Below are 26,564 nucleotides of genomic sequence, written 5' to 3' on the forward strand. Positions count from 1 at the left end.
TGAATTTTCCTGCACCGATGGCAACCCATTCGTATGCACCCTGCCATCCGGCACACCGACTGGTAGCTATACATTGCTCTATACCGCTACTGTCAACAGCGATGCGTTGGAGGAAGTCACCAACTCGGCAGTGGCCACCGGCGGTGGTAACGGCGATCCCGAGTGTGAAGTCGACTGCGACCTCGAGATCCCGGTCAGTCCGGAGATCAGCTACGAGAAATCCGCCAGCCCGGCCTCCGCCCAGGTGGGTGACACCATCACCTATATCGTCACCACCACCGTGGCCAATGCCACCACCGATGCTGTCTTTACCCTGACAGATACCCTGGGCACCGGATTGGCACTCGACGCAATTACCGCACCCGGCAATTACACCTGCGATGTCACCAACGCCCTCGAGTGCACATTGCCGTCCGGAACCGCGCCCGGCACCTACACCGTGACCTATACCGCCACCATCACCCCCGATGCAGGTGACAGCGTGCTCAATGTCGTGGTCGGCAATGGCAGCGACGACGAGGATCCAGAGTGCAGCGCGGACTGTGATGTCGAGACGCTGATCGCCGAGCCAGCAGTGACTTATCACAAATCCAGCGACGCCACCGGCGAGGTCGAGGTGGGCGATACCATCGCCTATACACTGACCGCCAGGATCGAGACTTCCCAGATTGCCGCCGATCTGGTGCTCGAGGACACCTTGGGTACCGGCCTCGCGTTTGTCGAGTTCATCGACAGTGGCGATTACGACTGTACCCAGGACGGCCAGCTGCTCAACTGCACCCTGGCCGCCGGCGCAACCCCGGGCAGCTACCAGTTGACCTACACCGCAGAGGTCACCGAGCAAGCCTCCGAACAGGTGAGCAATGTCGTAGTCGCCAGCGGTGGAGACGGCAACCCGACCTGCACCGAAAATGCTGAATGCGATGTGGTCGTGCCAGTGGTACGCCCCTCGGTCACCTATCACAAGTCCACGGAGACTGAGCGCGCCGCCGTGGGTGACACCATCACTTACACCTTGAATGCGGTGATCGGGAAATCAGCTCTGGGGTCGGTGTTCGTGCTCACCGACACCCTGGGCGACGGCCTGGACTTCGGCGAAGTAACTGACACAGGCAACTTCACCTGCACCAACAGCAATCCACTGGAGTGCGAGCTGCCGATCGGCACGGTACCGGGAACCTATGCCCTCAGTTACACCGCCACTGTCAACGGCGAGGCAGACGGCCCATTGAACAATATCGTCGTTGGCCGCCACGAGGATCCCAGGCTCGGTGACCCGCCCGCGACCTGCGGCGCCGCCTGTGAAGTACAAGTGCCGCTGATACAGCCGGAGATCGTGGCAAACAAATCCGCTGATCCGGCCTCCGGCACTGAACTCGCGGTCGGCCAGACCATCGAGTACACGGTGGCCGTGGAAGTCAGCGGCTCCGCCACCATCGCCGAAACGGAGCTGGTGGATACCCCGGATGCCGGCTTGACCATCGACACACTACCCGACGACTGCACCGTGAACGGGCCCGATCTCCGCTGTACCCTGCCTTCCGGTACCCCAGTGGGCGTCTATAACTTCACCTACAGCGCCACCGTCAACCCCAATGCCGGCAACGTGGTTGGTAACCAGGTAACGGTCCGCGGCGGCGGCGACGACAATCCCGAGTGCCCGTCCTGTACCACCGAGCATACGGTCGAAGCGCCGGAGATCCGACTGGTCAAGACGTCCAACGTGGGCGAAGTCCAGATCGGCGATCTGCTGGTGTACACCCTCACCGCGGAAAACCTCGGCAGCCGTGACCTGGTGGACGGCAGCATCCAGGATACGCCACCGCCCGGCTTCAGCTACGTCGAGGACTCCCTTCAGGTGCTGGATGCCGACGGGTTCGGCGGCCTGTTGGCCGACAACCCACTGCGCATCGGCGACATCGATATCCCCGCCGGCGAGATCGCCACCATCACATACGTGATGCGCGTCGGCGCCGCCGTGCGCCCGGGCGCACACACCAATGTCGCCCAGGTGCTCTCACCCAGCGGCGTCCCGGTGTCCAACGAGGCCACCAACGATGTAGTACTGCTCGCCGATCCAATGACGCAGGAATCACTGATCGTCGGCCAGGTATATAACGACCGCGACGGTGATGGCAGCCAGGACAGCGCCCTGCTCAGCGGTGTCGAGGTACGCGGCGGCTTCACGCCCGGCGCCTACATCGCCGGCTCCACCAGCGTCAACGGCAGACCCGAACCCGACGCCAGTGCGCCGTTACTCCACGGTATCGCCATCGGCTCCGTCCACGGCCTGCAATCCGAAGCCGACAGCGCGGACAACCACCAGGTGGCAATTCGCCAACTCCTGCGCGAACCGGCCTTCACCGACGACTTCGCCATGACCAGCGACCAGGGCTTCGATATCTACATGGACGCGAACGGCCAGGCCCGTGTGGTGCGCAGCGGCGATGCCGCCGCCGGGCGTAGCGCCGCCACGCCTCATGTAGAGCGCCGCGTGGCGAAAGTCGCCGAGGGCTATCTGGTGGAATACATCATCACCAACAGCGGCATCGAAGAAGGTGGTATTCCCGGCGTCCGCATTGCCACACCGGATGGCCTGCTGGTGGAGACAGACCAGTTCGGCCGCTATCACCTGGCCGGCATCGACGGTGGCACTTGGGAGTTCGGACGCAACCTGATTCTGAAAGTGGATCCGTCCACCCTGCCGGCGGGTAGTGTCTTCACCACCGGCAACCCATTGATACGTCGCGTAACCCCCGGCATGCCGGTCCGCTTCGACTTCGGCGTGCACCTGCCCGAAGTCGAACTGAATACCGGCAACCGCCAGGTACAGATGGAACTCGGCGAAGTCCTCTTCGCCCCCGGCAGTACCGAGGTGCGCGAGGAGTACAGCGCCGTAATCGACACCATGGCAGACACCGTACGCGCCCACAAAGGCGGCGAAGTGGTGATCCAGGCCGAGGGCATCAGCAACCGCCAGGCCTTTGCGCGTGCCGCAGCGGTTCGAAAAGCGCTGCTCGAACGACTCAGCGGCCCCGACGCTGAGGGACTACAAGTGCGCCTGCACACCGAAACCAGGGGCACCGACACTCTGGTGGCCGGCCTCACCGGCGAGGGTACCGAACTCGGCACACTGCTTTTCGATACAGGCAAGGCCAGTATCCGCCCCGAATTCCTGCCACTACTCGACCAGGTAGCGGAAACCATCGCCGCCAGCGGCGACGGACGCCTTACGATCGTCGGCCACGCCGATCGTCGCGGCTCCCCGGAATACAACTCAGAACTGGGCATGCGCCGCGCCGCCGCGGTCTACCGGGCGCTAATGGAACGGCTGCACCCGGACCTGAAGGAGGATATCCGAGTCGGGTTCGTACAACACGATGCCTCCAAAACAAGTGACGGCAGGGGAAATCAAGGTGGGAAGTAAAGTTATGAAGATGAAGTTACTGGATTACACCTTGGTCACCCTGCTGACCGGCGTAGCGCCACCGCTCACCGGAGAGGAAGCGGCGCAGCAGATTCTGTTGCCCGGCAGCGAAACATCGCCCCGGTTCAACTGCACCGCCGGTAGCTGCAGCAGCGACGAAGGCGTACTGGTCACGGTCACCAGTCGCGGCGATTCGCAACCACATACAACTGATGCGCCCGCTACCGAGAAGGCATTGCAGCCCGACCGGCGCGTGACCCTGGCCATGGAACAGCCCGGTAGTGCCGTGGCCACCGGCCACTTCTCTGTGCCACTGCCCGGCGGCGGTGTCATCTGGGCCACCGAAGATCCCGCATTGGGTATCCCGGAAATGGCCGTAACCAGTCCCTCGGTAATCCCCTTCAACGGAAATCGCATCACCCAGCCGGTACGCTTTATGGTGCGCTCCAACTATTCGGCATTTATCCAGCGTCTGGAAATCAGTATCTACCGCGGCGGCGACGGTGATCTGGTGGATCCCATCGCCACCGTGCCGGTACCGGTTGCGGCAGTCACCGAGGGATACTGGGACGGCACCCTGCCGCAACATATCCGATTCCACCACGGCGACCAGTTGGTGTATGTGCTGCGCGCCTACTCCAGAGAGAACCCTGAGACCTACGACGAAACCTTTCCACGCACCCTGCAACTGGTGCGCCGGGACGAGGCCACCCGCCACAGTCAACAGATCCGCGCCAGTGCCGAGCGCGGCCTGAGCAGCGCCCTGAGTGTCGAACAGGCACAGACCCAGAGCATGCTGGAGACAGTATTTTCCGGCAACGGCCTGCGCCTGCAGAATATTCCGGTCTACGGTTCGCGGATACGTATCCATGGCCGTAACATTCCCTACGGCCAATCGCTGTTCATCAACGGCTTCAGTTATCCGGTGGATATGGAAAACAAGTTCGCCGCAGAATTCCTGATGCCGATCGGCCAACATACCTTCGACATCGCCCTGTCCGATCCGGACAGCAAGGACGGCCTGACGCATTACCCGCTCGCAGCCAATGTCACCGGTAAATATTTTTTTGGAGTCGCCATCGCCGATATAACCCTTTCGGAAAATGACATCGACGGCAGCGAGGCCACCTTCGAGGCGGACGAGCGGTACGATGGGGATGACGATTTTCTCAAGGAGGGCCGGCTGGCCTTTTACCTGAAAGGCAAGACGCGAGGCAAGTACCTGATCACCGCGCAAATGGATACCACTGAGCGGGAGCTTGACGAACTCTTCAGCGACTTCGGCCAAGCCTACCCGACGGATATTTTTCGCCGCCTGGATCCGGACTACTATTATCCCACCTACGGCGATGACTCCGTCACCTACCGCGACGTGGATACCCAGGGCCGTTTCTACCTGCGCGCCGACTGGGACAAGAACCAGGCCCTGTGGGGCAACTTCACAACGGGCATGACTGGTACCGACTATGCCCAGTATGTCCGTTCTCTTTACGGCGCCGCAGGCGTCTGGTACTCGCGCAGCACCAATCTGTGGGGCGAGCCACTCACCGAAATGCGGTTGTTCGGCTCCGAGGCGGAGACCGCCCCCGGCCACAACGAGTTTCTCGGCACCGGCGGCAGCCTCTACTACCTGAAGCACACCGACATACTGCCGGGCTCTGACGTGGTGGTGCTGGAAATCCGGGACACCACAACCGGCCGTGTGGAAAACCGTGTACCGCTGGATCGCGGCGTCGACTACGAGATCGACGAGCTGCAGGGCCGTATCATCATGACCCGCGCGCTGGCCCAGATCACACGCCAGAATGTGCCATCGCTCACCCGCAACCAGCCACTGGACGGATTCGAGCAGCGGCTGATCGTCGACTACGAATGGGTACCGTCGGACTTCGACGATGACAATATCACCAGCGGCGGTCGCGCCAAGCAATGGCTCAACGACCATATTGCCGTAGGCGGCACCTACGTGGACGAAAACCGTTCCGGCGACGATTACCAGATGGTCGCTGGAGACCTGACGCTGCAGGCCGGACGCGGTACTTACCTGAAAATGGAGTACTCCAGCACCGAATCCTTCAGCGCACCGAGCTATTTCTCCGACAACGGCGGCTTCAACTTCGCGCTGCTGAACCGCGAACTGATCGATGATCCCTACAGCCCCACCGAAGGTGATGGCCAGTTAGTGGAGGGCCGAGTCAATATGCGTGAGCTGGGCTGGACCGAGCTCCAGTGGAGCGCCGGCGCCTGGTGGCGAGATACGGAGGACGGCTTCTCCGTCAACCGCTACAACAACGATTTCGACACCACCGAGACCGGCGGCGAGATACTCGGCGAAATCTGCCCCAACGTCAGCCTCTACTTCCGCCACAGCGACCTGGACCAGGGCGGAGACAGCTACGAACAGTCCCAGGGCAATATCCGCTGGGACATCGACGACTACAATACCGTCGCTGCCGAAGTGCGCCGCGTTGACGAAGACAGCCATCTCGCCGATGCCAACGGTACCCTCGCCGGCCTCCAGTACACGCGCCGCTTCGGCAGCGCGCTGGAGGTTTGGGGCCTGGGACAGGTGTCCTTCGACGAGACCGAAGACTACGACGACAACGACCTGGTGGGTATCGGCAGCCGCTGGCTGTTCGGCAACAGCTCCGCCATCGGCGGCGAGATTACCAGTGGCGGCCGCGGCGACGCGCTTAGCGTCGACGGCGATTACCGCGTCAACGCCGACTACAGTATCTACGCCGGCTACACCTATTCCACTGACACCACCGAGCGGCGTTACGTGTTCGATCCACACCGCACCACCGGCTGGACCCTGGGGCAGCGCTGGCGGCTGTCCAACCAGGTCAACCTGTTTAATGAAAACACTTACCTGAAAGACCCCAACCAGTCCGGCCTTGCACATACCGTGGGCCTGGATTTCTATCCCTCACGGGGCTGGAACGTCGGTGTCACCCTCCAGAAGGGCGACCTGATCGATATCTACAACGGCGAAGTGGAACGCAAGGCCGTCAGCCTGCAAGGTGGCCGCCGCTCTCCCGGAACCGACTGGCAGAGCAAGGTCGAGTGGCGCCAGGACGACGGCTTCGAACAGCGGGAGCAGTGGGTCACCACTCACCGCCTCAGCCACAAGGTCAGCGAAAGCCTGCGCCTCGCCGGGCGCCTCAATTACTCCGACACCGACGACGACCTGGACCTCTACGGCGATGCCAAATTTATCGAAGGCAATGTCGGCTTCGCATGGCGTCCCTGGAACAGTACCCGCTGGGCACTGTTCGGCCGACTCACTCACCTGTACGACCTGGCCACGCTGGCCCAGTGGGGCGGCACCGACTACGACCAGAAGACCAGCATTGCCTCCTTCGAGGGCATCTACCAGATAGCGCCCAATTGGGAGCTGGCCGCCAAACTGGCCCGACGCGAGGGAGAGGTACGCTTCGGCCGGGGCAAAGGAACCTGGTTCGATTCCGATACCAGTTTTGCCGGCGCGCAATTGCGTTATGATTTCGGGTTCTGTCACGGACTGGCGGAGTACCGCTGGCTGGATGTCGAAGATGGCGGCACCCGCGACGGTGTGCTGGTCGGAGTGGACCGCGATATCGCCGAGCATTTCCGCATGGGTATCGGCTATAACTTCACGGACTTCAGCGACGACCTGACGGATTTCGATTACGATCAGCAGGGCTGGTATATCAATTTTGTGGGATCCTATTGATCCCTACAGCCATCCCATCAAAAGTCACACTGCGGCTCGCGGGCCGGAAAGACAGAATAAGAGCAGATACTGGCAGTCGCTCTTCCCAACGACAATACAGAGCAACGGAATCATGGTTAAGGCATTGAGAAAAGGATTTTTTTCCCGTGAGCCAGGCACAATACACCTGCCAAAATACGTAGTACTGGCTTGCCTGTTAATGGCCGCACTGTGGACAATACCAGCCAGCGCTCAAGACTTCGGCCAGTGTGACTCTCGCATGTGGCTGAGCCAAAACGCAGATACCGAAGTATTCGATATCAATACCGATAGCAATCCCTTTACCTACACATCCATCGGGGATGATGGAGAGACAGTCCAGTACAATTCCTTGGCATTCAACCCAGTCGACAATTTCCTCTATGCAATCCGCCAGGACAGTGGCGCCCTGCGAGAACTGCTACGTATCAACAATGACGGCACCTTCGTCAATCTGGGCGTCGTTAGCGGGCTGCCCACTGGCACCGCCTTCAATGCTGGCGATATTTCTCCCACTGGTATTTATTACGTCAAGCAATTCACAACCAATGACCAGATATTCGCCATCGACCTGAATGATCCCTCCTTCCCGGTAACCCCCATTACCTTAAGCAACGATACCCAGCTTCCGGACTTGGCCTGGATCGACGGTATGCTCTACGGGCTGGGCACGAATTCCGGACAGGTGGTCGAAATCGACCCGAGTACCGGCAATGTCAACGTGCTGCCCTTCGTCAATTCGGGCGCTCCTTTCGGGGCCGCGGTAGGCGCTACCAACGGCCTCTTCGCCACCAGCAACAGTGGCGGCTTTTACCGATTCGACCTATCCGACGGTGAGGGCACCCTGATATCCGATTCTCCGCCCAGCAGCGTCAATGACGGCGCTCACTGTACCGGCGCCGCAGTCGAATTCACTACCGACGTGTCCATCACCAAGGACGACGGCGCCACCGAATACACCCCTGGCACCGACGTCACCTACACCATCGTCATCACCAACGACGGGCCTTTCGGTGTGCAAGATGCCCTGTTCGAAGATCCACTGCCAGACGGCATTACCACCGCAAGCTGGGAGTGCTCCGCCACCAACCCCCTCGACTGTGGCGACGTCACTACCGGCACCGGCCCCATCAGCGAGGAGCCAGACCTGCCGGTAGGCGAGTCGGTTACCTACACCCTGACCATCTCGGTGCCCGACGATTACACCGGCGATTTGGTTAATACAGCCACGGTGACCATGCCGCCCGGTTTCACCGACCCGACACCGGAAAACAACAGCGCCGAGGACACCGACCAGCCGGCCCCCGGCATTCTGAGACTACAAAAAGAGATACCTGAAGGTCGCATCGCTGGCGACCAGTTCGAATTGGTGGTCGACGGCACCAACGGCGGCAGCATTACCACCACGGGTACAGGACCTACAATCAGCGAGACAATCACCGTGGATCCGGCTACGGCGGGGGAAACCTACACCTTGAGCGAGAACGCCGCAGGCACAACTAATCTGACCAACTACAACATCACCTGGAGCTGTGAAAACGCCCTGGATGGCGGCCAGACTCCGAGTGGCAGCGGCAGCAGTTTTTCCATCGTCGTCAACCCCGGCGACGATCTCACCTGCACACTGATCAACGAATTGCAGCCGCCCACCTTTGGCCAGTGCAGTTCGGGGCTGCAGCTAAGCCAGAACAGCCCAACAGACCTGATTGATATTGATACCTCGACCAATCCGTTCAGTTTTCCAGTGCTGGGCACAGCGGACCGCGCTTACAACGCCATCGGTTATCACCCCACGGAAAACGTGCTCTATGGACTGGATAGCAATGCCAACCTTGTCAAAGTGCTACCAGATGGCTCAGTAGTGGAAGTCGGTCCGGTAACCGGCCTCGGCACCCCTATCCCCAACGCCGGTGAAATAACCCCGGATGGCACCTACTATGTCAAGCGAGGCGGCAATAACCCGTGGCTATTCAGCATTGATCTTAATACACTGGTCGCCACCTCCATCCAGTTGAACGCCAGTATCGTCCTCGGTGACCTAGCCTGGTACGACGGCCTACTCTATGCCGGCGGCGGCGGTATACTGGCCGGCCGCTTCTGGTCCATCGACCCGGATACCGCTACTGCCGTGCAACTGACCGCCAACAGCGGAGCTACAGGCACCATAGGCGCCATGTTCGGTGCGACCAACGGTATATTCGGAGCCAGTAACTCCGGTGGTTTCTACGAGTTTGATCCTACTGATGGTGAGGCCACGCTGATATCTGATTCTCCCGCCAGCATTGCCAACGATGGCAGCCACTGTGTCAATGCGCTGGTAGAGTTTACCACCGACATATCAGTGACCAAGACCGACAACATGGAAATCTACACACCGGGTACCGACATAACCTACACCATCGTTATCAGCAACGATGGGCCGTTCGGCGTGCAGGATGTACTGTTCGAAGATCCGCTCCCGAACGGCATCACGATAGCAAGCTGGGAGTGCAGCGCCACCAACCCCCTCGACTGCGGTGATGCCACCACCGGTACTGGTCCCATTAGCGCGGAGCCCGACCTGCCGGCAGGCGAGTCGGTTACCTATAGCCTGACCATCTCGGTGCCCGAGGATTACACCGGCGATCTGGTGAACCCCGTCACCGCGGAAATGCCGCCTGGCTTCACCGACCCCACACCGGAAAACAACAGCGCCGAGGACACCGATCTGCGCGCACCCAGCCTGGTAATAGAGAAAATATCCAACGGCGATGTGGGGACCTTTTCCTTTAGCGGCACCAATGGTGTCGCGGATCAGGACATCACAACCACCGCCGACGGTGTGGCCGAGGCCGGCGCACTGCAGTACCTGACCGCGGCGGACACGACCACTGATATCACTGAGTCCGCTATTGCCGCAGGCTTCGAGCTGACGGATATCAGCTGTACCGGATTGGGATCCGGCGGTAGCGCCACGCCCGACCTGGGAACCGCTACCGTGACCCTGGACGCCTCCGCCACCGCGGCCGGCTCGGATATCGTCTGTACTTTCACCAACGCGCTGCAGGAGTCGGACCTCGCAGTGACCAAGACCGCGGCCCCGAGTCCGGTGGTATCCGGCGGAGTGCTGACCTATACCATCACGGTGAGCAATAACGGCCCGGCCGATGCGCCCAACGTGCTGGTCGAGGACAACCCGGACGCCAATGTGGATTGCACCATTCCCAGCAGCGATGTCAGCTGCAGTGCCAATGGTGCGGCTGTCTGTCCGACGGATCCAATCCCGGTGGCCGACCTGACCGGCCCGGGTGTAATAGTACCGCTGATACCCAATGGGGACTCGGTAGAACTCACGGTACAGTGCACGGTTAACGCGACCGGCCTGCCCTGATGGATCGCGCGTGACGTTTTGTCGTAAAGGTGTAAGGTCCTGATCGCGCCCCCCCAAAAAAAATCCCGGCGGATGCCGGGATTTTCATTATCGAGGTCACTGGATATCAATTGAGTCCCAGCACTTCCTTACCCTGGATAAATGTCACATCCACCGGAATATTCGCCGCCTCCAGCCGATCCAGGTCAGCCTGTAGCTCGGCACCGACGACGCCCTTGGTATCCAGCAGCTCCTTGGCACTGGCGTAGTCACCGTCGCCCTGGATGGTCAGGATCAGTCGCGACAGGTTGGTCATGGCGTCCTGCATCTTGTCGAAGTCCACGCTGTATTCGCCGGTTTCCGGATCGCGGGTAAAGGCGCCCTGCTCCTTGAAGTAATTGAAGCGCATCATATTGGCCTTGCCGTGGGCGCTGGCGGCGCCGAAGCGTACGCTGCGGAAAATGCTGGCGAGGAAGGTGACGTAGTTGTCCATCAGTTCGCCTTCCTCCAGTTCACCTTTCTCGTGCAGCCTGGTCACCATGTACAGGCCGAGGATATCCGCCTTGCCCTCTTCCAGCGCGGAGGAGGTTTCCTTCAGTGCCTGGCGCACATTGGTGCCATCGGTCACGGTTTTCTTGATACCGAGACCGTGGGCCACTTCGTGGAACATGGTATTGGCAAAAAAGGCCGGGAAGGTGATGTGCTGGCGCTGGTCCTCGGCGATCAGCACATCGCTGATCGGCACCAGGATCTTGTCGAACTTGGCGCGCATGGCATTCTTGAGCTGCAGGCGACGGGTGCCCTTCGCCAGTTGCACTTCCTCGTCGTTGGGCAGGTTGATGGCGATGGTCTTGGAGCCGGCGTTGCTGTGGCCCGCGTAGTAGAGCACATCGTAGGCGTTCAGGTCGGAGTCGGTACCCGGTTCCTCGGCCTTGTACTTCTCGTCCACCGGCAGACCCTCCTGCAATTCGGGCAGGAAAGCGGCAAATTTGGCCAGCTTCTCGCTCCACGCCATATCCTTCAGCAATACGTAGGATTCGTAGGCGGTACGGTAGGCGAACAACTGGTCTTCGTAGTTCTCGATCGGGCCGATCACCACGTCGATCTCGTTGTTCTTCATATCCATCCAGGCCATGTCGCTGGGACGGAAGTCGTCGCTTACCAGTGCGTCGGCGCGCAGGCGCAGGTAGGCCGCGAACTCGTCATCCTCGGCCAGCCCGGAGGCGCGGCGCAGGATTTCCGCGGCTTTTTTCAGGTCCGCGTTGTAGGCCTCGTGGTAGGGAAGCAGCTTGAGTTCACCTTCCTCGTCGCGGCGTACCAGCGAGTAGAGGCCGCGCTTGCCCGCCTGGTCCCAGGCTTCGAACTCTTCCTTGGTCATGTCTTCCGGGTAGAAATTGGCACCCAGCGGCTTGGGGCCATAGCCTTCGATAAACGGCTCGTTGTTATTCAGGCGGTCCCAGGGGCCGTAGTTGATGCGCGCAAACTCGCGCTTGCGATTATCGTCGATACCCGCCAGCAGTTCCTCGGCCGGGCCGTAGGATTGCAGCCAGAAGAGGCGGTCCATGATCTTGCTGGCATCGATCAGCAGGCCGATCATCTCGCGCTGGTCATCTGACAGATCGCCCAGGTCGGCGTTCAGTTCCACGGGAACATAGATCTCAAAGCGGTCGCTGGGTTCAACGGCTTCCGATTCGGGGACCGTCTCGGTCCTGGATTCGACGATTTCGGCCTCGGCTTCCGCCTGTTCGGTGGCCTCGCCCTGCTTGTCGCGCGGCGAGCAGGCACTCACCAGGACCAGCGCCAGCAGCGCCGCGGCAAGTTTGCCGCCTTTGAAAGGGATATTGGAAATTGCCATCGGTTTGTTCATGGGATTGGGTGCCTTTCGTTATCGTTGCTCCGGCGCCACATTAGTCCGCGCCGGGGTATTAATCAAGGTACCGGGCCAGAGACCCGGGGCCCCTCAAAGCGGTTATTGAATGGATTGCCAACCCGGGGCCAATCCGGCACCGGTATCCGGCCCCGGAGACCCGCTGGTGTTGGCTCGCTCCTCCTGCTGTAACCGCCACAGCGCCGCGTAGTGGCCATCGCCGGCCAACAGCTCGGCATGGCTGCCGCGCTCGACTATCTCGCCCTGGTCCAGCACCAGTATCACGTCGGCATCCACCACTGTGGACAACCGGTGGGCGATCACCAAGGTGGTCTGTTCGCGGGCAATTTCCTGCAGGGCAACGAGGATGCCGCGCTCGGAGTGGCTGTCCAGTGATGAAGTAGCTTCATCGAACACCATGATCGGCGGCTGTTTGAGCAGCGCGCGGGCAATGGCGACCCGCTGCTTTTCCCCGCCGGAGAGCTTCAGACCGCGTTCCCCTACCATGGTGGCAGTGCCTTCCGGCAACTGCCCGATAAAATCCGACAGTTGCGCGTGGCGGATGGCCTCCATCACTTCTTCGTCACTGGCGTCGACACGACCGTAGCGCACATTTTCCAGAATCGACTGGTTGAACAGCACCGCTTCCTGTGGCACCACGCCGATGGCGCGCCGCAGGGAGTCCTGGTTGACGCCGCGGATATCCCGCCCGTCGATCAGGATACGCCCGGCATTCGGGTCGTAGAAGCGGAACAGCAGTTTGAACAGCGTCGACTTGCCGGCGCCACTGGCGCCGACAATGGCCACTTTCTGCCGAGGCGCGACGCTGAAGCTGATTCCCCGGAGAATCTTGCGGTCTTCCCGGTAGCCGAAACGCACCTCCTCGAACTCGATACGGCCGGCACTGACCTCCAGATCCGGGGCGTCCTTCTTGTCCTCTATCGCGGGCTTCACTGTCAGCAGTGAAAACATCTTTTCGATATTTGCCAGCGCGCCTTTCAACTCCCGGTAGACGAAGCCGAGAAAATTCAGCGGGATGAAAATCTGCATCATGAAGGCATTGATCAGAACGAAGTCGCCGACGGTCATATCGCCGCGGGTCACATTGAACGCCGCCAGGATCATGGCGCCGCTCATGGCTACGGCGATAATCAGCGCCTGGCCGATATTCAGGCCGAGCAGCGACAGGCGATTCTTGCGCCGGGCCTGTTCCCACACCGCCAGTTCGCGGTCGTAATGGCCGGCCTCGTGGCCTTCGTTGCCGAAGTATTTCACCGTTTCGTAATTGAGCAGGCTGTCCACCGAGCGGCTGCTGCTGCGGGACTCCGCCCGGTTCAGCTCGCGCACAAAGCGTGTGCGCCACTCGGTGGCCACCACGGAAAAACCGATGTAGATGATCACCGCCCCCAGCACCAGCAGCGCAAACAGGTAACTGTAGTTCCACCACAACAGCACCGCCACCATGGCGATTTCCACCAGCGTGGGCACGATGTTGAACACCATAAAGCGCATCAGAAAGCCGATGCCGGTATTCCCCCGCTCGATATCCCGCGACAGGCCGCCGGTGCGGCGGTTGAGGTGGAAATCCAGGTCCAGCCTGTGCAGGTGCTCGAACACTTCCAGGCCGACACGGCGCTGCGCACGCTCGGTCACGCGGCCGAAAACCGCATCGCGCAGCTCGCCGAACAGGACGCCGGAAAAACGCACGGCACCATAGGCCAACAGCAGTCCGAGCGGCAGCGCGATGGCGGCCGCCGCGCCGCCGCTGGCGTCCAGGTCGTCGACGATATGCTTGAGAATAAACGGCAGGCCGGTACTGGCCAGTTTGGCAGCCACCAGGCAGGCCAGCGCCAGGATGACGGCGCGCTTGAACTCCAGCAGATAGGGAAACAGCGTTTTGAGGGCGCCCCAGTGGACTTCTTCCAGGGCGACGGTGGATTTGGGTCTCGGCATACAGTACTACGCCACTGGGGCTCGCGATGGAAACGGCCGGGATTATAGCGCGAAAGAGCCCTCTTCGTGAGGCCAGGCCCTGCATCCGTACTGTTCCAGCATTTTCAGTAGTGCCTGAAGGTTAACCGGGGAATTCTGCCACCGATATACGAGCGGCTGTGCCAAACCCTGCTGCCAGGACAGGCCCGGGTTGGGTTCCTGTCCGGGCACAACATAAAGCTACTTGATCTTTACGACCTTGGGCGGTTGCCAGGAGCCATCCAGGATTCCCTCTTTACCCCAATAGGCCCGAATATAGAGTGAAAAATCGCCGTCCGGTGCCGGTAGCCAGTTGGACTTCTTGTCCTCTCCCGGTGATTTGGCACCGGCATAGAGCGTCAAAGATCCGTCCGGGTTGTATTTCAGGGTCTTGTTCTTGGTGCCCAGCGAGAAGCGATCGAGGTCATTCTGGTGGAACAGGTGTTTGTCGTTGTACAACGTAAGCGACCAGAACCCCTTGACGGGCGGAAGCTGGCCTTTGGGAAAGGTTACCGCGTACAGGCTGTCACCCTTCAGCTTCTTCCCTTCGGAGTCATCATCGGTATAGAAGTACTGTGTCTCCGCAGGTCGATTGTCCAGGAGGTTCGAGCGGGCGGTCCCCGTCCTGTCGAAGTAGTCGACACCCCACTGGGCATTATTCTTCGAGCGGTTCCAGCCATTTCCAGCGGGAACGCCATTGTGTTCCCACTGCAGGAACTGCTTGATCACTGACTTATCGGTGTCTATTGCCGCCTGGGTCAGTGCCTTCTTGATCGCCGGATCTTTCTCGGCTACCGCGAGCAACTGGCGAAATTGTGCATACATGGCCTCCTCACCGGGGAGAGGGGGCACGTTGTCCATGACTTCACCAAGCTGATCGAAGAACTTCTCCGGCACTACCCACTGGGTTTCCCCACCGCTGGTATCGGCGGCATCGCCCAGTGTGGGCAATTTGCTGTAATCAAAGGTCTTCATCTTCCCGTCGAACTCGGAAAGCGGATAGGCCAGGATCTTGCTGATCAATGGCTGGATGGCCGCCCGATCTTCATCCGTGTCGTCCATGAAGATCCGCGGAACCACATTGGCAAACTCTGTATTGGAGCGGATGACACCGGTAATGCCCTTGGGCGGTTCTCCCTTCCAATTCGGTCCAACCAATAGGTAAAACCCGGGCTTGGTACCGTAAGGCTTGCCAACTTTCCCGAACTGGTCGGTACGCGCATCGTACAGGGCGTAGACCCAGAATCGATCCCCGAAGTCAGGAACCTGGATCACCGCCGGGTTTTCGTCCAATGCAAAGTAACCGAGTCCGTACGCAACGTCCTGGTTCGGGCAGGCGATGAAGCTCTCTGTGGGTTTGATATAGCCCGTCAACATCGCAAGCCGGTTCATTGGCGCTACCGGAATGACGCCATGCATCAGGGACGGCTGCGGAGCCTGGGTGATCGTGGCTCTGCGATTGTGCATGTTGACCAGTGGCCAACCCCAGATATAGGCCATACGCCCTACCGCCTGCGCGTACTCGGGTGTCATCCTGACATCGGCTGAGGGCTTCGAAAGCTTCGAGAATTCCGACGGGGTCGAGGCCTGGATGTCATCCGGAGCAGCCAGAAGAGAGGGAGCCAGGAGGGGTAAGACAAGAGCACAAGAGATAGCGCCGAGGAGCACGGCTTTTCCCGCCAGATACTGCATAGCGTCTTCCTGAGTTGAACAAGCGCAAATTGCGCCAATAACCGAGCCAACTTCACTGAGCATAGCCCACCGTAAGCGGGAGATGCGGCAGTGCTCGAAGAGGAGAGTCTGGCGTCAGGGAAAACACAGCCGCGAGAGCGGGAATCAGCACCGCAAGTGACGGGCGAAGCGGATCAGCTCAGCGCCCGCAGCGGTATATCGTCGCGGTGGCCGAAGGAGGCGCCGAGGATTTTCACCAGGAATTCGGTCAGCACACCGGCGGTGAAGCCCCAGATCTCGAACTCGCGGAACTGGTAGGCCGGCAGGTAGACGGCGCGCCGGTCGATGGTGATGCGATCGGTGCGGATGCGCGGGTCGGCCAGGAAGAAGGACAGCGGCACGCGAAAAATCGCGTCCAGTTCGCCCGGATTCGGCGTCGTCTGCACATCCGGCGATACCACACCCAGCCAGGGAGTGACCTGCACCTGCCAGCGGGTGGAACGTTTCCACAGCGGGCCCAGTACGCGCACCTGGTCCGCGGACACGCCGATTTCCTCTTCCGTCTCCCGCAGCGCGGTGAATTCCAGCGACGGGTCTGTCGCGTCCCAACGGCCGCCGGGCAGCGAGACCTCGCCGGAGTGGGTGGACAGGTTGGCGGAGCGCCTGGTCAGGATGACTTTCGGGTCCGGCTCGTCGGTCAGCGCGAGCATCACCGCTGCGTGACCCTGCAGATCCGGGCCGGATGGCACCTGCGCCTGCAACTGGTCCCGCATACGGGAAATCTTTTCTTCAATCTGCGCCAACATGGGAACCGGTATTACACTCCTCTGTTCAACTCAAAGGCCATGATACTCAAATTACAGGCAAGTACCGAAAGACGCCAGTCTCATTTCAGACTGCGACCGCCACAGACGGTTCAGTTCCCGCCCGGGCCTCAGCCGGGCCCCTGCTCGGCGCCGCGCTGTCTATCATCCGCGCCGGTATCGACCGGCGTGTGCCCGCCCTTGACCTTCTCACGCATGCTCTGCACCAGCGCGTAGTAGGCCGGCACCAGCAGCGTCGCGAACAGGCTGGCGGCCACCATGCCGCCAAACACCACCAGACCCAACCCGAAGCGGCTCACTGCCCCGGCGCCGGATGCGACCAACAGCGGAATCATGCCCAGCACAAAGGCCAGCGATGTCATCAGTACCGCGCGGAAACGCAGCCGCGTCGCGCCCAGGGCGGATTCGGTGATCGATTTTCCCTTGTCCCTCTCCAGGCAGGCGAATTCCACAATAAGGATGGCACTCTTCGCCGCCATGCCGATCAGCAGCACCAGGCCGATCTGGGTGTAGAGGTTGTTGTCCGTGCCCACCACCCAGACTGCAAACATCGCGCCACCAATGGCGATGGGCACGCACAGCAGCACCGCGATGGGAATGGTCCAGCTCTCGTACTGGGCCACCAGGAACAGGTAGACGAACACCACCGCCAGGGAGAACAGGATCGGCGCCATATTGCCGGACTTCACTTCCTGCAGGCTAGTGCCGGTCCACTCGTAGGCGTAGCCGTCCGGCAGCTGCGCCCCCAGCTGCTCCATCGCACTCATGGCCTCGCCGCTGGCGTAGCCGGGCGCCGGTGAACCGTTGATGGTGACGCTGTTGTAGAGGTTGTAGCGGTTGATGGTCTGCGGCGCGACGATGGGCGTAATCTCCGCTACCGACGTCACCGGTATCAGGCCGCCGGTATCGGAGCGCACGTAGAAACCGGCCAGGTCTTCCTCCTTGTCGCGGAAGCGGGATTCCGCCTGTGCCATCACCCGGAACACCTTGCCGTAGATATTGAAATCGTTGACATAAAATCCACCCAGCAGCGTCTGCAGCGTGGTGTAGATATCGGTGAGCTGCAGGCCCAGGGTGCGCGCCTTGTCCTTGTCCAGTTCCAGGCGCAACTGCGGCGTACTGGCCTGGAAACTGGTAAACGCCTGGCCGATCTCCGGGCGCTGGTTGGCCTGGCCGAGCAGTTCGTACATGACGCCGGCCAGCTCCGATGCATCGCGCCCACGCAGGTCCTCGAGCACGAATTCGAAACCGCCCACGGAACCGACACCGGGAATCGGCGGTATCGCAATGGCCATGATCTGCGCCCCGGGAATCGCCGCCACCTTCTGCTGCACCCGCTGCATGATCGCAAACTGGCTCGTCTCCCTGGTCTTGCGCTCGTCCCAGGGTTTCAGGATCGCGAACATCATCGCGGCATTGGAGGCGGCGCTGTTGGCCAGCATGTTGAAACCGGGCACGCCCACCGCATGAATCACGCCATCTTCTTTCAGCAGGATATCGGTCACCTGATCCACCACCGGCCCGGTGCGCTCCAGCGAGGCGCCATCCGGCAACTGCACGTGCAGGATAAATGCGCCCTGGTCCTCGTCGGGTATAAAGCCGGTGGGCACCGATGTGAACAGCCAGTAGCAGGCAAATACCAGCCCGGCGATGGAAGCCACCACCAGCAGCGGCACCCCCACCAGCCGTCGCACCAGCCCGGCGTAAAATTCGGTGGTCTTATGCAGCGCCTTGTTGAACCAGCCGAACATGCCCTTCTCGCTGACACCGCCGACCTCGCCCTCCTTTCCCGGGCGCAACAGGACGGCGCAGAGCGCCGGGCTCAGCGTCAGCGCGTTGATCGACGAAATCAGTACCGCGCCGGAAATGGTGATCGCAAACTGCTGGTACATCTTGCCGGTCAGGCCCGGCATCAGCATCACCGGTACGAAAACCGCCATCAGCACCAGCGTGGTGGCGATTACCGGGCCGGTCACTTCGCGCATGGATTCCAGCGCTGCCTCTTTCGGTGCCAGCCCCTCGCTGAGCAGGCGCTGGGTGTTTTCCACCACGATGATGGCGTCGTCGACGACAATCCCGATCGCCAGTACCAGCGCGAACAGGGTGATGGTATTGATGGTCATGCCCAGCGCCAGCATCATGGCGAAAGTGCCGATCAGCGATACCGGAATCGCGATACCGGGGATCAGCGTCGAGCGCCAGTCCTGCAGGAACAGGAACACCACCAGGATCACCAGGATCAGCGCGATCACCAGTGTCTCCACCACCTCATCAATCGAGGCCTCCACGAACAGGGTGGTGTCGTAGAGAATCCCGTATTCCAGCCCCTCTGGAAAATTCTTCTCCAGTTCCTGCATTTTCGCGTGGATACCCTGGGCCACGCTCAGCGCATTGGCGTCCGGCAACTGGTAGATACCAATTACCGCCGACGGCTTGTTGTCCAGTTGCCCATAGGCGGCGTAGGACTCGCTGCCCAGCTCGATGCGCGCGATATCCTTCAGCCGCACCATGCCGCCGCTGGGATCGGCGCGGATGCTGATCTCCTCGAACTGCTGCGGTTTTTCCAGCCGGCCCTGGGCGATGATGTTGTACTGGAACTGCTGGTCCTTGCCGGTCGGCGGCGCGCCCAGTTGGCCGGCGGCAACCTGCAGGTTCTGCGCCTGCACCGCGGCGATCACATCCTGCACCGTCACATCCAGCGATGCCATGCGATCCGGGTTGAGCCAGATGCGCATGGCGTAGTTCTGGTTGCCGAAGATGGTGACATCGCTGACGCCGGGCACCCGCGCCAGCTCGTCCTTCAGGTAGATTTCGCCGTAGTTGGCCAGGAACAGCTGGTCGAATTTCTCCTCCGGTGAGAACAGGTTGACCACCAGCAGCATGTTGCTGCTCTGCTTGCGCACCACCACGCCGTTGCGCCTGACTTCTTCCGGCAGCGACGGTGTGGCCTCCTGCACGCGGTTCTGCACATTGACCTGGGCGATATCGTCGTCGTAATCGGACTCGAAGGTGACCGTCAGGCTGTAGGAACCGTCGTTGCCACTGGTGGAAGACATGTATTCCATGCCCTCCACCCCGTTGACCTGGGACTCGATCGGCACCGCCACGCTGTCGCGCATCACTTCCGCGCTGGCGCCGGAATAACTGGCGGAGACATTGATCGTCGGCGGCGCCACGTCAGGGAACTGCGCAATCGGCAACAGCGGCAGGGCCAATGCCCCGGCGAGGGTAATCAGGATGGATACCACGAAAGCGAAACGCGGTCGCCGTATACAGAAGGCGCTGATCAAGCTGGCGACCTCCCTGCCGGCCGGCGGTTACTTGCCGTCATACACTTCCCTGCCGCTCTCGTCGCGGAGAGGTTCTTCCGCACCCGGCGCCACGTCGCCGTCCGGTGGCGGCTCGGACGGCAATACGCCGGACTGGGCGCGCTGGGTATAGGGATCGCGCGGCGTATTCTGCGGAGCGACCGGCTTGTTCGCCGCCACCCGCTGCAGTCCGTTGACGATGATCACCTCACCGGCATTCAGGCCGTCTTCCACCGCCCACAGCTCGCCCTCCCGCTGGCCCAGTTTCAGGTAGCGCTTTTTGGCAATGGCCTGTTTCTGCCCCTCCACTTCCGCATTTTCCACCACAAACACATAGCGGCCCTGCATGTCCTCCATGACTGCCGCCTGCGGCACCAGCGGTTTTACCTGGTCCCGGCCGGCAAACACCCGGATCGAAACCCGCGCGAACTGGCCCTGCACCAGCAATCCCTCCGGGTTCGGGAAGCGCGCCCGCACCAGCACCGAGCCGGTATTCAGGTTCACCTGGTTGTCGACGAAGACGATATCACCTCGGTACGGGTAGTAGTTGCCGTCCGGCTGCTTGATGCGGATATCCCGCCGCTCCGGCGCTACGCCGCGCTCGCGGCGCTGTGCCTGTTCCAGCTGCACCGCGAACAGCCGGTCCTCCGGCACTTCGAAACGCACATAGGTCGGATTGACGCTGACGATGGTGGTCAGTGGCGGGTCCGACGTCGGCCCCACCAGCGAGCCCTGCGTGTACTGGTTGACGCCGGCGCGGCCGGTCAGCGGCGAGGTTACATCGGTGTAGGAGAGGTTGAGCTCAGCCGTTTCCACATTGGCCTGCGCCTCCTTCAGGGAGGCCTGGGCCTCGTCGTAATTGCCCTCCAGCTCATCCATCTGCGATTTGCTGATGGCGCCGGTCACGATCAGCTCCCGGCCGCGGCGGTAGTTGCGTTCCGCCACCCGCAGCGCGGCCTCGGCGCGGGCCTGGGCACCACGCGCATTGTCCAGCGCGGCAATAAAAGGACGGGGATCGATTTTGTAGAGCAACTGTCCCTTCTGCACCATGTCACCTTCGGTGAAATGGCGGCTCTCGATATAGCCCTCCACACGCGGGCGCACGCTCAGTTCGTCGATGGCTTCCACGCGGCCGACGTACTCGAAACGGGGGATTACCGGCTGTTCGCGAACGGTCAGTACTTCCACAGGTGGCGGCTTGGGCGCGGGGGGCTGCTCCCGCTCTGAACAGGCAGTGAGTAACAGCAGCAATGCGGACACCACCACCGTAGCCTGAAGGGAAGGATTCAACATTCGGCGACAACTTTCAGCCATTGACTGCCGTAGCGGCATTACTCATTCAACAACTATAGATGTTGCGCCAACCGCGACGTCGCACAGTAATCAATCGGGCGCCACTCGAGTCGCCATTGGTAAAAAAATCACACCGTCAACGACGTTATAACCCGAAGAAATTACCCCTGAGGGGAAACAGTCGGGATTCGCATTCCCTTCCCTGTCGTGTAAACCATCTACACTGAGAATTATCCATTCGCGAAGCGAGTCTGCGATGAGTACCGAATCGGAGCGCAATCTCACCCGCACCACCATGATGGGAATGGTCGTCGGCTCCATGGTCGGCGCCGGCATCTTTTCCCTGCCCGCCACCTTCGGTAACGCCACCGGCCCTTTCGGTGCCCTGATCGCCTGGGCCATCGCCGGTACCGGCATGCTGATGCTGGCGTTCGTATTCCAGTTTCTCGCCGTGCGCAAGCCGGACCTGGATGCGGGTATCTTTACCTACGCCAAGGAGGGATTCGGCAACTATCTCGGTTTTATCGCTGCCTTCGGTTTCTGGGCCGGCAGCTGTCTCGGCAACACCACGTATTTTGTACTGATCAAATCCACGCTCGGCGCCGCCATTCCCGTCTTTGGCGAGGGCAACACGGTGCCGGCCGTGGCTGTCTCCTCGGTGATCCTCTGGAGTATCCACTTCATGATCCTGCGCGGGGTCAAGCAGGCGGCATTTATCAACAAGGTGGTCACCGTTGCCAAGATAGTGCCGATCATTATCTTTATCGTGATCCTCGCATTCGCCTTCAAGAAGGATCTGTTCGCGGAGAATTTCTGGGGCGGTGGCGATTACAACTTCCGCGATGTCATGGGCCAGGTGCGACGCACCATGCTGGTTACGGTTTTTGTCTTTATCGGTGTGGAGGGCGCCAGCGTCTTCTCGCGCTATGCCAAGAACCGCGCGGATGTGGGCTGGGCCACGGTAATGGGCTTTATCGGCGTGCTGTGCCTGATGGTGCTGGTCACGCTGCTGCCCTACGGCGTCATGCTGCGCCCGGAAATCGCCGATCTGCGCCAACCCTCCATGGCCGGTGTGTTGCAGGCGGTGGTGGGTACCTGGGGTGCGGTATTTATCAGTGCCGGGCTGATCGTCTCGGTGCTGGGTGCCTATCTGGCCTGGACCCTGTTGTGTGCCGAGGCATTGTTCACCGCGTCCCGATACGAGCTGGTGCCCAAGGTCTTCGAGCGCGAAAACAAAAACGGGGTGCCGTCGGTGGCATTGTGGCTCACCAATATCCTGGTGCAGATATTCCTGATCCTGACGATTTTCGCCCAGTACGCATTCGACCTGACGCTGGAAATGACCAGCTCGATGACGCTGATTCCCTACCTGCTGGTGGCGGCCTACGGCCTCAAGCTGACGCTGACCCGGGAAACCTATACCCCCGGCCCCGGCAGCCTGCGCAATCGCGAAATGATCTTCGCCTCGATCGCCATCATCTACGCAATTTTCATGATCATCGCCGGTGGCCTGGAATATGTGCTACTGGCCTGCATCCTGTTCGCCCCCGGCACACTGCTGTTCATCCTGGCGCGGCGCGAGTTGAGGCTTTCCACCTTCACGCTGCCGGAGCTGATCCTGTTCGGCGCCACTGTTGTCGGCGCCATCATCGGTATCTATTCCCTCGCCACCGGCGCCATCACGCTTTAAACGGAGATCGCCCCATGGCCAAAGCCAAATCGAAATCCACTGCGACCCTGGGGGTCCATTCGGAAGTCGGCAGACTGCGCAAGGTCATGGTCTGTGCACCGAGCCTTGCGCACACGCGCCTGACCCCGACCAACTGCGACGACCTGCTGTTCGACGACGTGCTCTGGGTGCAGAACGCCAAGCGCGACCACTTCGATTTCATGACAAAAATGCGGGACCTGGATATCGAAGTGGTGGAGATGCACAACCTGCTGACGGAGACAGTGGCCATTCCGCAGGCCCGCAAGTGGCTGCTGGACAGGAAGGTCACGCCGAACAATGTCGGCCCGGGCCTGATGGACGACACCCGCGCCTACCTGGAAAGCCTGGAACCGCGCGAACTGGCGGAGTACCTGATCGGAGGCCTGTCGGTGATGGACCTGCCGGACGCGTTTTCCGCTTCCGACTATGTGGAAATGGCGCGCGAGGCCCACGGCGCAACCGAGTACCTGCTGCCGCCACTGCCAAATACGCTGTACACCCGCGACACCACCTGCTGGATTTACGGCGGCGTGACCCTGAACCCGCTCTTCTGGCCGGCGCGCAAGGAGGAGACCTTCCTGACCACGGCCATCTACAGGTTCCACCCGGATTTCACCCAAGAGACTTTCGACTTCTGGTGGGGCGACCCGGACCAGGACCACGGCCTCGCCACCGTCGAGGGCGGCGACGTCATGCCGGTGGGCAACGGCGCGGTGCTGATCGGCATGAGCGAGCGCACCTCCCGCCAGGGCATACTGCAACTGGCCACGGCGCTGTTCGAAAAGGGCGCGGCGGAGCAGGTCATCGTCGCCGCCATGCCCAAACTGCGCTCGGCCATGCACCTGGACACGGTGTTCACTTTCGCCGACCGGGATGTGGCAACCCTCTACCCGGAGATTATCGATCGGGTCAAAACCCTGACGCTGAGGCCCGGCGACAAAGGCTCGGACCTGCATATCAAACTCGAGGACAAGCCCTTCGTGGACGTAGTGGCCAAAGCCCTGAACCTGAAAAAACTGCGCGTGGTGGAAACCGGTGGCGATCCCTACGCCTCCGAACGGCAGCAGTGGGACAGCGGCAACAACCTGGTGGCCGCCAGCCCCGGCGTGGTGTTCGCCTACGACCGCAACACCACCACCAACACGCTGCTGCGCAAGGAGGGCATCGAGGTGGTGACCATCGTCGGTGCGGAATTGGGCCGCGGCCGCGGCGGCGGTCACTGCATGACCTGCCCGATCATCCGCGACCCGGTCGATTTCTGATACCAACGGGAAACAGTTGGAACAATGGCCGATAACGAGAATAACGAAGTTCGCCAGCCGTCCCTGATCGACGCGCTGGTACCGCTGTTTACGCTGACGCTGCTGATCGGCGGCTCACTGGCACTGTTCGGTATGGAGGCGCTGAATGGCCCCATCCAGACGGCGCTGATTGTCTGCTGCATGATCGCGTCGCTGATCGCGATGAAAAACGGCCACTCCTGGGCCGCGGTGCAGAAAGCCGGCCAGGGTGCGCTGGCATCGATCACCAGTGCCATTTTCATACTGCTCGCCGTGGGCGCGCTGATCGGCACCTGGAACCTGTCCGGCACCATCCCGACGCTCGTCTACTACGGCATCCAGGTGCTGTCGCCGACCTGGTATTACGTCGCCAGTGCCGTCATCTGCGGCGCGATCGCCATGTCGATCGGCAGTTCCTGGACCACCGCCGGCACCATTGGCGTGGGGCTGATTGGGATCGCGACCATGCTGGAGGTCTCCACCGCGATCACCGCCGGTGCCGTCATTTCCGGCGCCTACCTGGGCGATAAACTGTCGCCGCTGTCCGAGACCACCATCCTGTCGGCGCAGATGGTCAGGGTGGATGTCTACACCCATATCCGCAACCAGGTCTGGACCTCGGTGCCCGCCTTCCTGATTGCGGCGATGGTATTCACACTGCTGGGACTCGGCCGCGTCGATGTGGAGGGACAGACCGAATTACAGAAAGCGGTAGAGCTGGATTCCCTCAACGGCATCTACCGGATCAACGCCTGGAACCTGCTGCCGCTGGCGCTGCTGGTCTTCCTGTCGATTCGCAAATACCCCGCCTCCATTTCCCTGCTGGGGTCCGCACTGTTCGCCGGCGTCCTGGGCGCATTCCTGCAGCCGCAGGTGTACGCCGGCTTCGTCGGCGGCGACAGCGCGGGGCCGGTCGAAGCCGTAAAGGCGATCTGGCAGGCCCTGGCCACCGGTTTCCATATGGAATCGGGGATCGCCGATGTGGACCGGCTGCTGTCCCGCGGCGGCATGGCGGGCATGCTGCATACCCTGTGGCTGATTATGGGCGCCGTCACCTTCGGCGCGCTGCTGGACGAGTTCGGACTGATCGCGCGGCTGATCAACCCGCTGATCTATCGGGCCAAAAGCATCGGCGGGCTTTTCCTGACGGTATTCGCCAGCGCCTTCGGCCTCAACCTGGTGGCAGGCGACCAGTACATCGCCCTGGTACTGCCCACCCGGATCTATCGCGCCGAGTTCGCCAGGCGCGGCCTGGCGCCGCAGAACCTGTCGCGGCTCGCAGCTGACAGCGGCACCGTCACCTCACCGCTGGTGCCCTGGAATTCCTGCGGCGCCTTTATGGCGGCGGTGCTGGGCGTTCCCACACTCGTGTACCTGCCCTTCTGTCTCTTCAACATCGCCAGCCCGCTGCTGAGCGTGCTCTACGGCTATACAGGCTTCAGGCTGGTGCGCCAGGCACCAACGGACGATACACCTGCGGGACAGGAACACCGGAACTGACGTCCGGCGCACAGGCGCGTATACTGGCGCGATGAAATTCTGCAGTCACTGCGGCAGCGATGCCGTTACCTTTTCCATTCCCGAAGGCGACGACCGCCCGCGCCACCTGTGCGGCGGCTGCGGCGCCATCCACTATATCAACCCGCGCGTGATCGTCGGCACCCTGCCCTACCTGGGCGACCGGGTGCTGCTGTGCAAACGCGCCATCGAGCCGCGCCTGGGCCTGTGGACCCTGCCGGCGGGCTTCATGGAAAATGGCGAGACCAGCGAGCAGGGCGCGCTGCGGGAATCCTGGGAAGAGGCGCGGGCCAATGTGCGCGTGGACGATCTCTACACCGTCTACGACATTCCGCATATCAACCAGGTGTACCTGATCTACCGCGGGGAGCTGACCGATACCAACTATGGTGCGGGGCCGGAATCCCTGGAGGTGGACCTGTTTACGGAGGAGGCAATCCCGTGGGACGAAATCGCATTCCCGATCATGCGGGAAACCCTGGAACACTATTTCCGCGACCGCCGCACGGCCAGCTACCCCCTGCACCGCGGCATCATTCACCGTAAGTTCTAGTGGTCCATGCGGAAAGTTTGGTGACTAAGGAGCACAGCCAAAGTGTTCAGATCAAGGCG

General features: G+C 61.3%; 13 protein-coding genes. 7 read left to right on the forward strand and 6 right to left on the reverse strand.

Annotation, left to right across the window (positions count from 1 at the left end; translation table 11 throughout):
- The 3 genes from MWN76_RS20460 to MWN76_RS20470 all read left to right on the forward strand — a co-directional run.
- A partial coding sequence (locus tag MWN76_RS20460) for an isopeptide-forming domain-containing fimbrial protein (RefSeq protein ID WP_250464985.1) occupies positions 1 to 3,427 on the forward strand: 3,427 nt, incomplete at its 5' end.
- A 4-nt stretch (positions 3,428 to 3,431) separates the two neighbouring features.
- On the forward strand, positions 3,432 to 7,142 hold the full coding sequence (locus MWN76_RS20465; RefSeq protein WP_250464987.1) for a hypothetical protein: 3,711 nt from the start codon (positions 3,432 to 3,434) through the stop codon (positions 7,140 to 7,142).
- 259 nt (positions 7,143 to 7,401) lie between these two features.
- The gene (locus MWN76_RS20470; protein ID WP_250464989.1) at positions 7,402 to 10,530 is read left to right on the forward strand and encodes a DUF11 domain-containing protein; all 3,129 of its coding nucleotides are present in this window, start codon (positions 7,402 to 7,404) and stop codon (positions 10,528 to 10,530) included.
- A 106-nt stretch (positions 10,531 to 10,636) separates the two neighbouring features.
- On the opposite strand, the gene MWN76_RS20475 is transcribed toward MWN76_RS20470, so the two are convergent.
- The 6 genes from MWN76_RS20475 to MWN76_RS20500 form a co-directional block, all read right to left on the reverse strand.
- Positions 10,637 to 12,376 (reverse strand): dipeptidyl-peptidase 3 family protein, encoded by a 1,740-nt coding sequence (locus MWN76_RS20475; protein ID WP_250464991.1) that lies wholly within the window; start codon positions 12,374 to 12,376, stop codon positions 10,637 to 10,639.
- A gap of 102 nt (positions 12,377 to 12,478) precedes the next feature.
- Entirely contained in the window at positions 12,479 to 14,329 is a 1,851-nt protein-coding gene (locus MWN76_RS20480; RefSeq protein WP_250464993.1) for an ABCB family ABC transporter ATP-binding protein/permease, read from the reverse strand.
- Positions 14,330 to 14,548: 219 nt separating this feature from the next.
- Positions 14,549 to 16,039, reverse strand: a complete 1,491-nt coding sequence (locus MWN76_RS20485; RefSeq protein WP_250464995.1) for a DUF1254 domain-containing protein — start codon at positions 16,037 to 16,039, stop codon at positions 14,549 to 14,551.
- Between the two features lie 173 nt (positions 16,040 to 16,212).
- On the reverse strand, positions 16,213 to 16,791 hold the full coding sequence (locus MWN76_RS20490) for an NUDIX hydrolase (RefSeq protein WP_250464997.1): 579 nt from the start codon (positions 16,789 to 16,791) through the stop codon (positions 16,213 to 16,215).
- 161 nt (positions 16,792 to 16,952) lie between these two features.
- Entirely contained in the window at positions 16,953 to 20,132 is a 3,180-nt protein-coding gene (locus tag MWN76_RS20495) for an efflux RND transporter permease subunit (protein WP_250464999.1), read from the reverse strand.
- A 27-nt stretch (positions 20,133 to 20,159) separates the two neighbouring features.
- The gene (locus MWN76_RS20500; protein ID WP_250465001.1) at positions 20,160 to 21,443 is read right to left on the reverse strand and encodes an efflux RND transporter periplasmic adaptor subunit; all 1,284 of its coding nucleotides are present in this window, start codon (positions 21,441 to 21,443) and stop codon (positions 20,160 to 20,162) included.
- 256 nt (positions 21,444 to 21,699) lie between these two features.
- On the opposite strand from MWN76_RS20500, the gene MWN76_RS20505 reads away from it, so the two are divergent.
- The 4 genes from MWN76_RS20505 to MWN76_RS20520 are packed head-to-tail and all read left to right on the forward strand — an operon-like array spanning position 21,700 to position 26,505.
- A complete protein-coding gene (locus MWN76_RS20505; RefSeq protein WP_250465003.1) occupies positions 21,700 to 23,133 on the forward strand; it encodes a basic amino acid/polyamine antiporter in 1,434 nt (477 codons plus the stop codon).
- A gap of 14 nt (positions 23,134 to 23,147) precedes the next feature.
- Positions 23,148 to 24,416 (forward strand): arginine deiminase, encoded by a 1,269-nt coding sequence (gene arcA / locus MWN76_RS20510; RefSeq protein ID WP_250465005.1) that lies wholly within the window; start codon positions 23,148 to 23,150, stop codon positions 24,414 to 24,416.
- 24 nt (positions 24,417 to 24,440) lie between these two features.
- Positions 24,441 to 25,934, forward strand: a complete 1,494-nt coding sequence (nhaC, locus tag MWN76_RS20515) for a Na+/H+ antiporter NhaC (RefSeq protein WP_250465007.1) — start codon at positions 24,441 to 24,443, stop codon at positions 25,932 to 25,934.
- Positions 25,935 to 25,965: 31 nt separating this feature from the next.
- A complete protein-coding gene (locus MWN76_RS20520; protein ID WP_250465009.1) occupies positions 25,966 to 26,505 on the forward strand; it encodes an NUDIX hydrolase in 540 nt (179 codons plus the stop codon).
- Positions 26,506 to 26,564: the final 59 nt, after the last annotated feature.

Source organism: Microbulbifer litoralis, from assembly GCF_023634065.1.
GTDB classification, from domain to species: Bacteria; Pseudomonadota; Gammaproteobacteria; order Pseudomonadales; family Cellvibrionaceae; genus Microbulbifer; species Microbulbifer litoralis.

Excerpts from the sequence above, each read along its gene's own strand:
- nhaC (WP_250465007.1), top strand. The coding sequence starts at position 24,441 with ATGGCCGATAACGAGAATAACGAAGTTCGCCAGCCGTCCCTGATCGAC.
- MWN76_RS20520 (WP_250465009.1), top strand. The coding sequence starts at position 25,966 with ATGAAATTCTGCAGTCACTGCGGCAGCGATGCCGTTACCTTTTCCATT.
- MWN76_RS20480 (WP_250464993.1), bottom strand. The coding sequence starts at position 14,329 with ATGCCGAGACCCAAATCCACCGTCGCCCTGGAAGAAGTCCACTGGGGC.
- MWN76_RS20465 (WP_250464987.1), top strand. The coding sequence starts at position 3,432 with ATGAAGATGAAGTTACTGGATTACACCTTGGTCACCCTGCTGACCGGC.
- MWN76_RS20505 (WP_250465003.1), top strand. The coding sequence starts at position 21,700 with ATGAGTACCGAATCGGAGCGCAATCTCACCCGCACCACCATGATGGGA.
- MWN76_RS20500 (WP_250465001.1), bottom strand. The coding sequence starts at position 21,443 with ATGTTGAATCCTTCCCTTCAGGCTACGGTGGTGGTGTCCGCATTGCTG.
- MWN76_RS20475 (WP_250464991.1), bottom strand. The coding sequence starts at position 12,376 with ATGAACAAACCGATGGCAATTTCCAATATCCCTTTCAAAGGCGGCAAA.
- MWN76_RS20470 (WP_250464989.1), top strand. The coding sequence starts at position 7,402 with ATGTGGCTGAGCCAAAACGCAGATACCGAAGTATTCGATATCAATACC.
- MWN76_RS20485 (WP_250464995.1), bottom strand. The coding sequence starts at position 16,039 with ATGCAGTATCTGGCGGGAAAAGCCGTGCTCCTCGGCGCTATCTCTTGT.
- MWN76_RS20490 (WP_250464997.1), bottom strand. The coding sequence starts at position 16,791 with ATGCGGGACCAGTTGCAGGCGCAGGTGCCATCCGGCCCGGATCTGCAG.
- arcA (WP_250465005.1), top strand. The coding sequence starts at position 23,148 with ATGGCCAAAGCCAAATCGAAATCCACTGCGACCCTGGGGGTCCATTCG.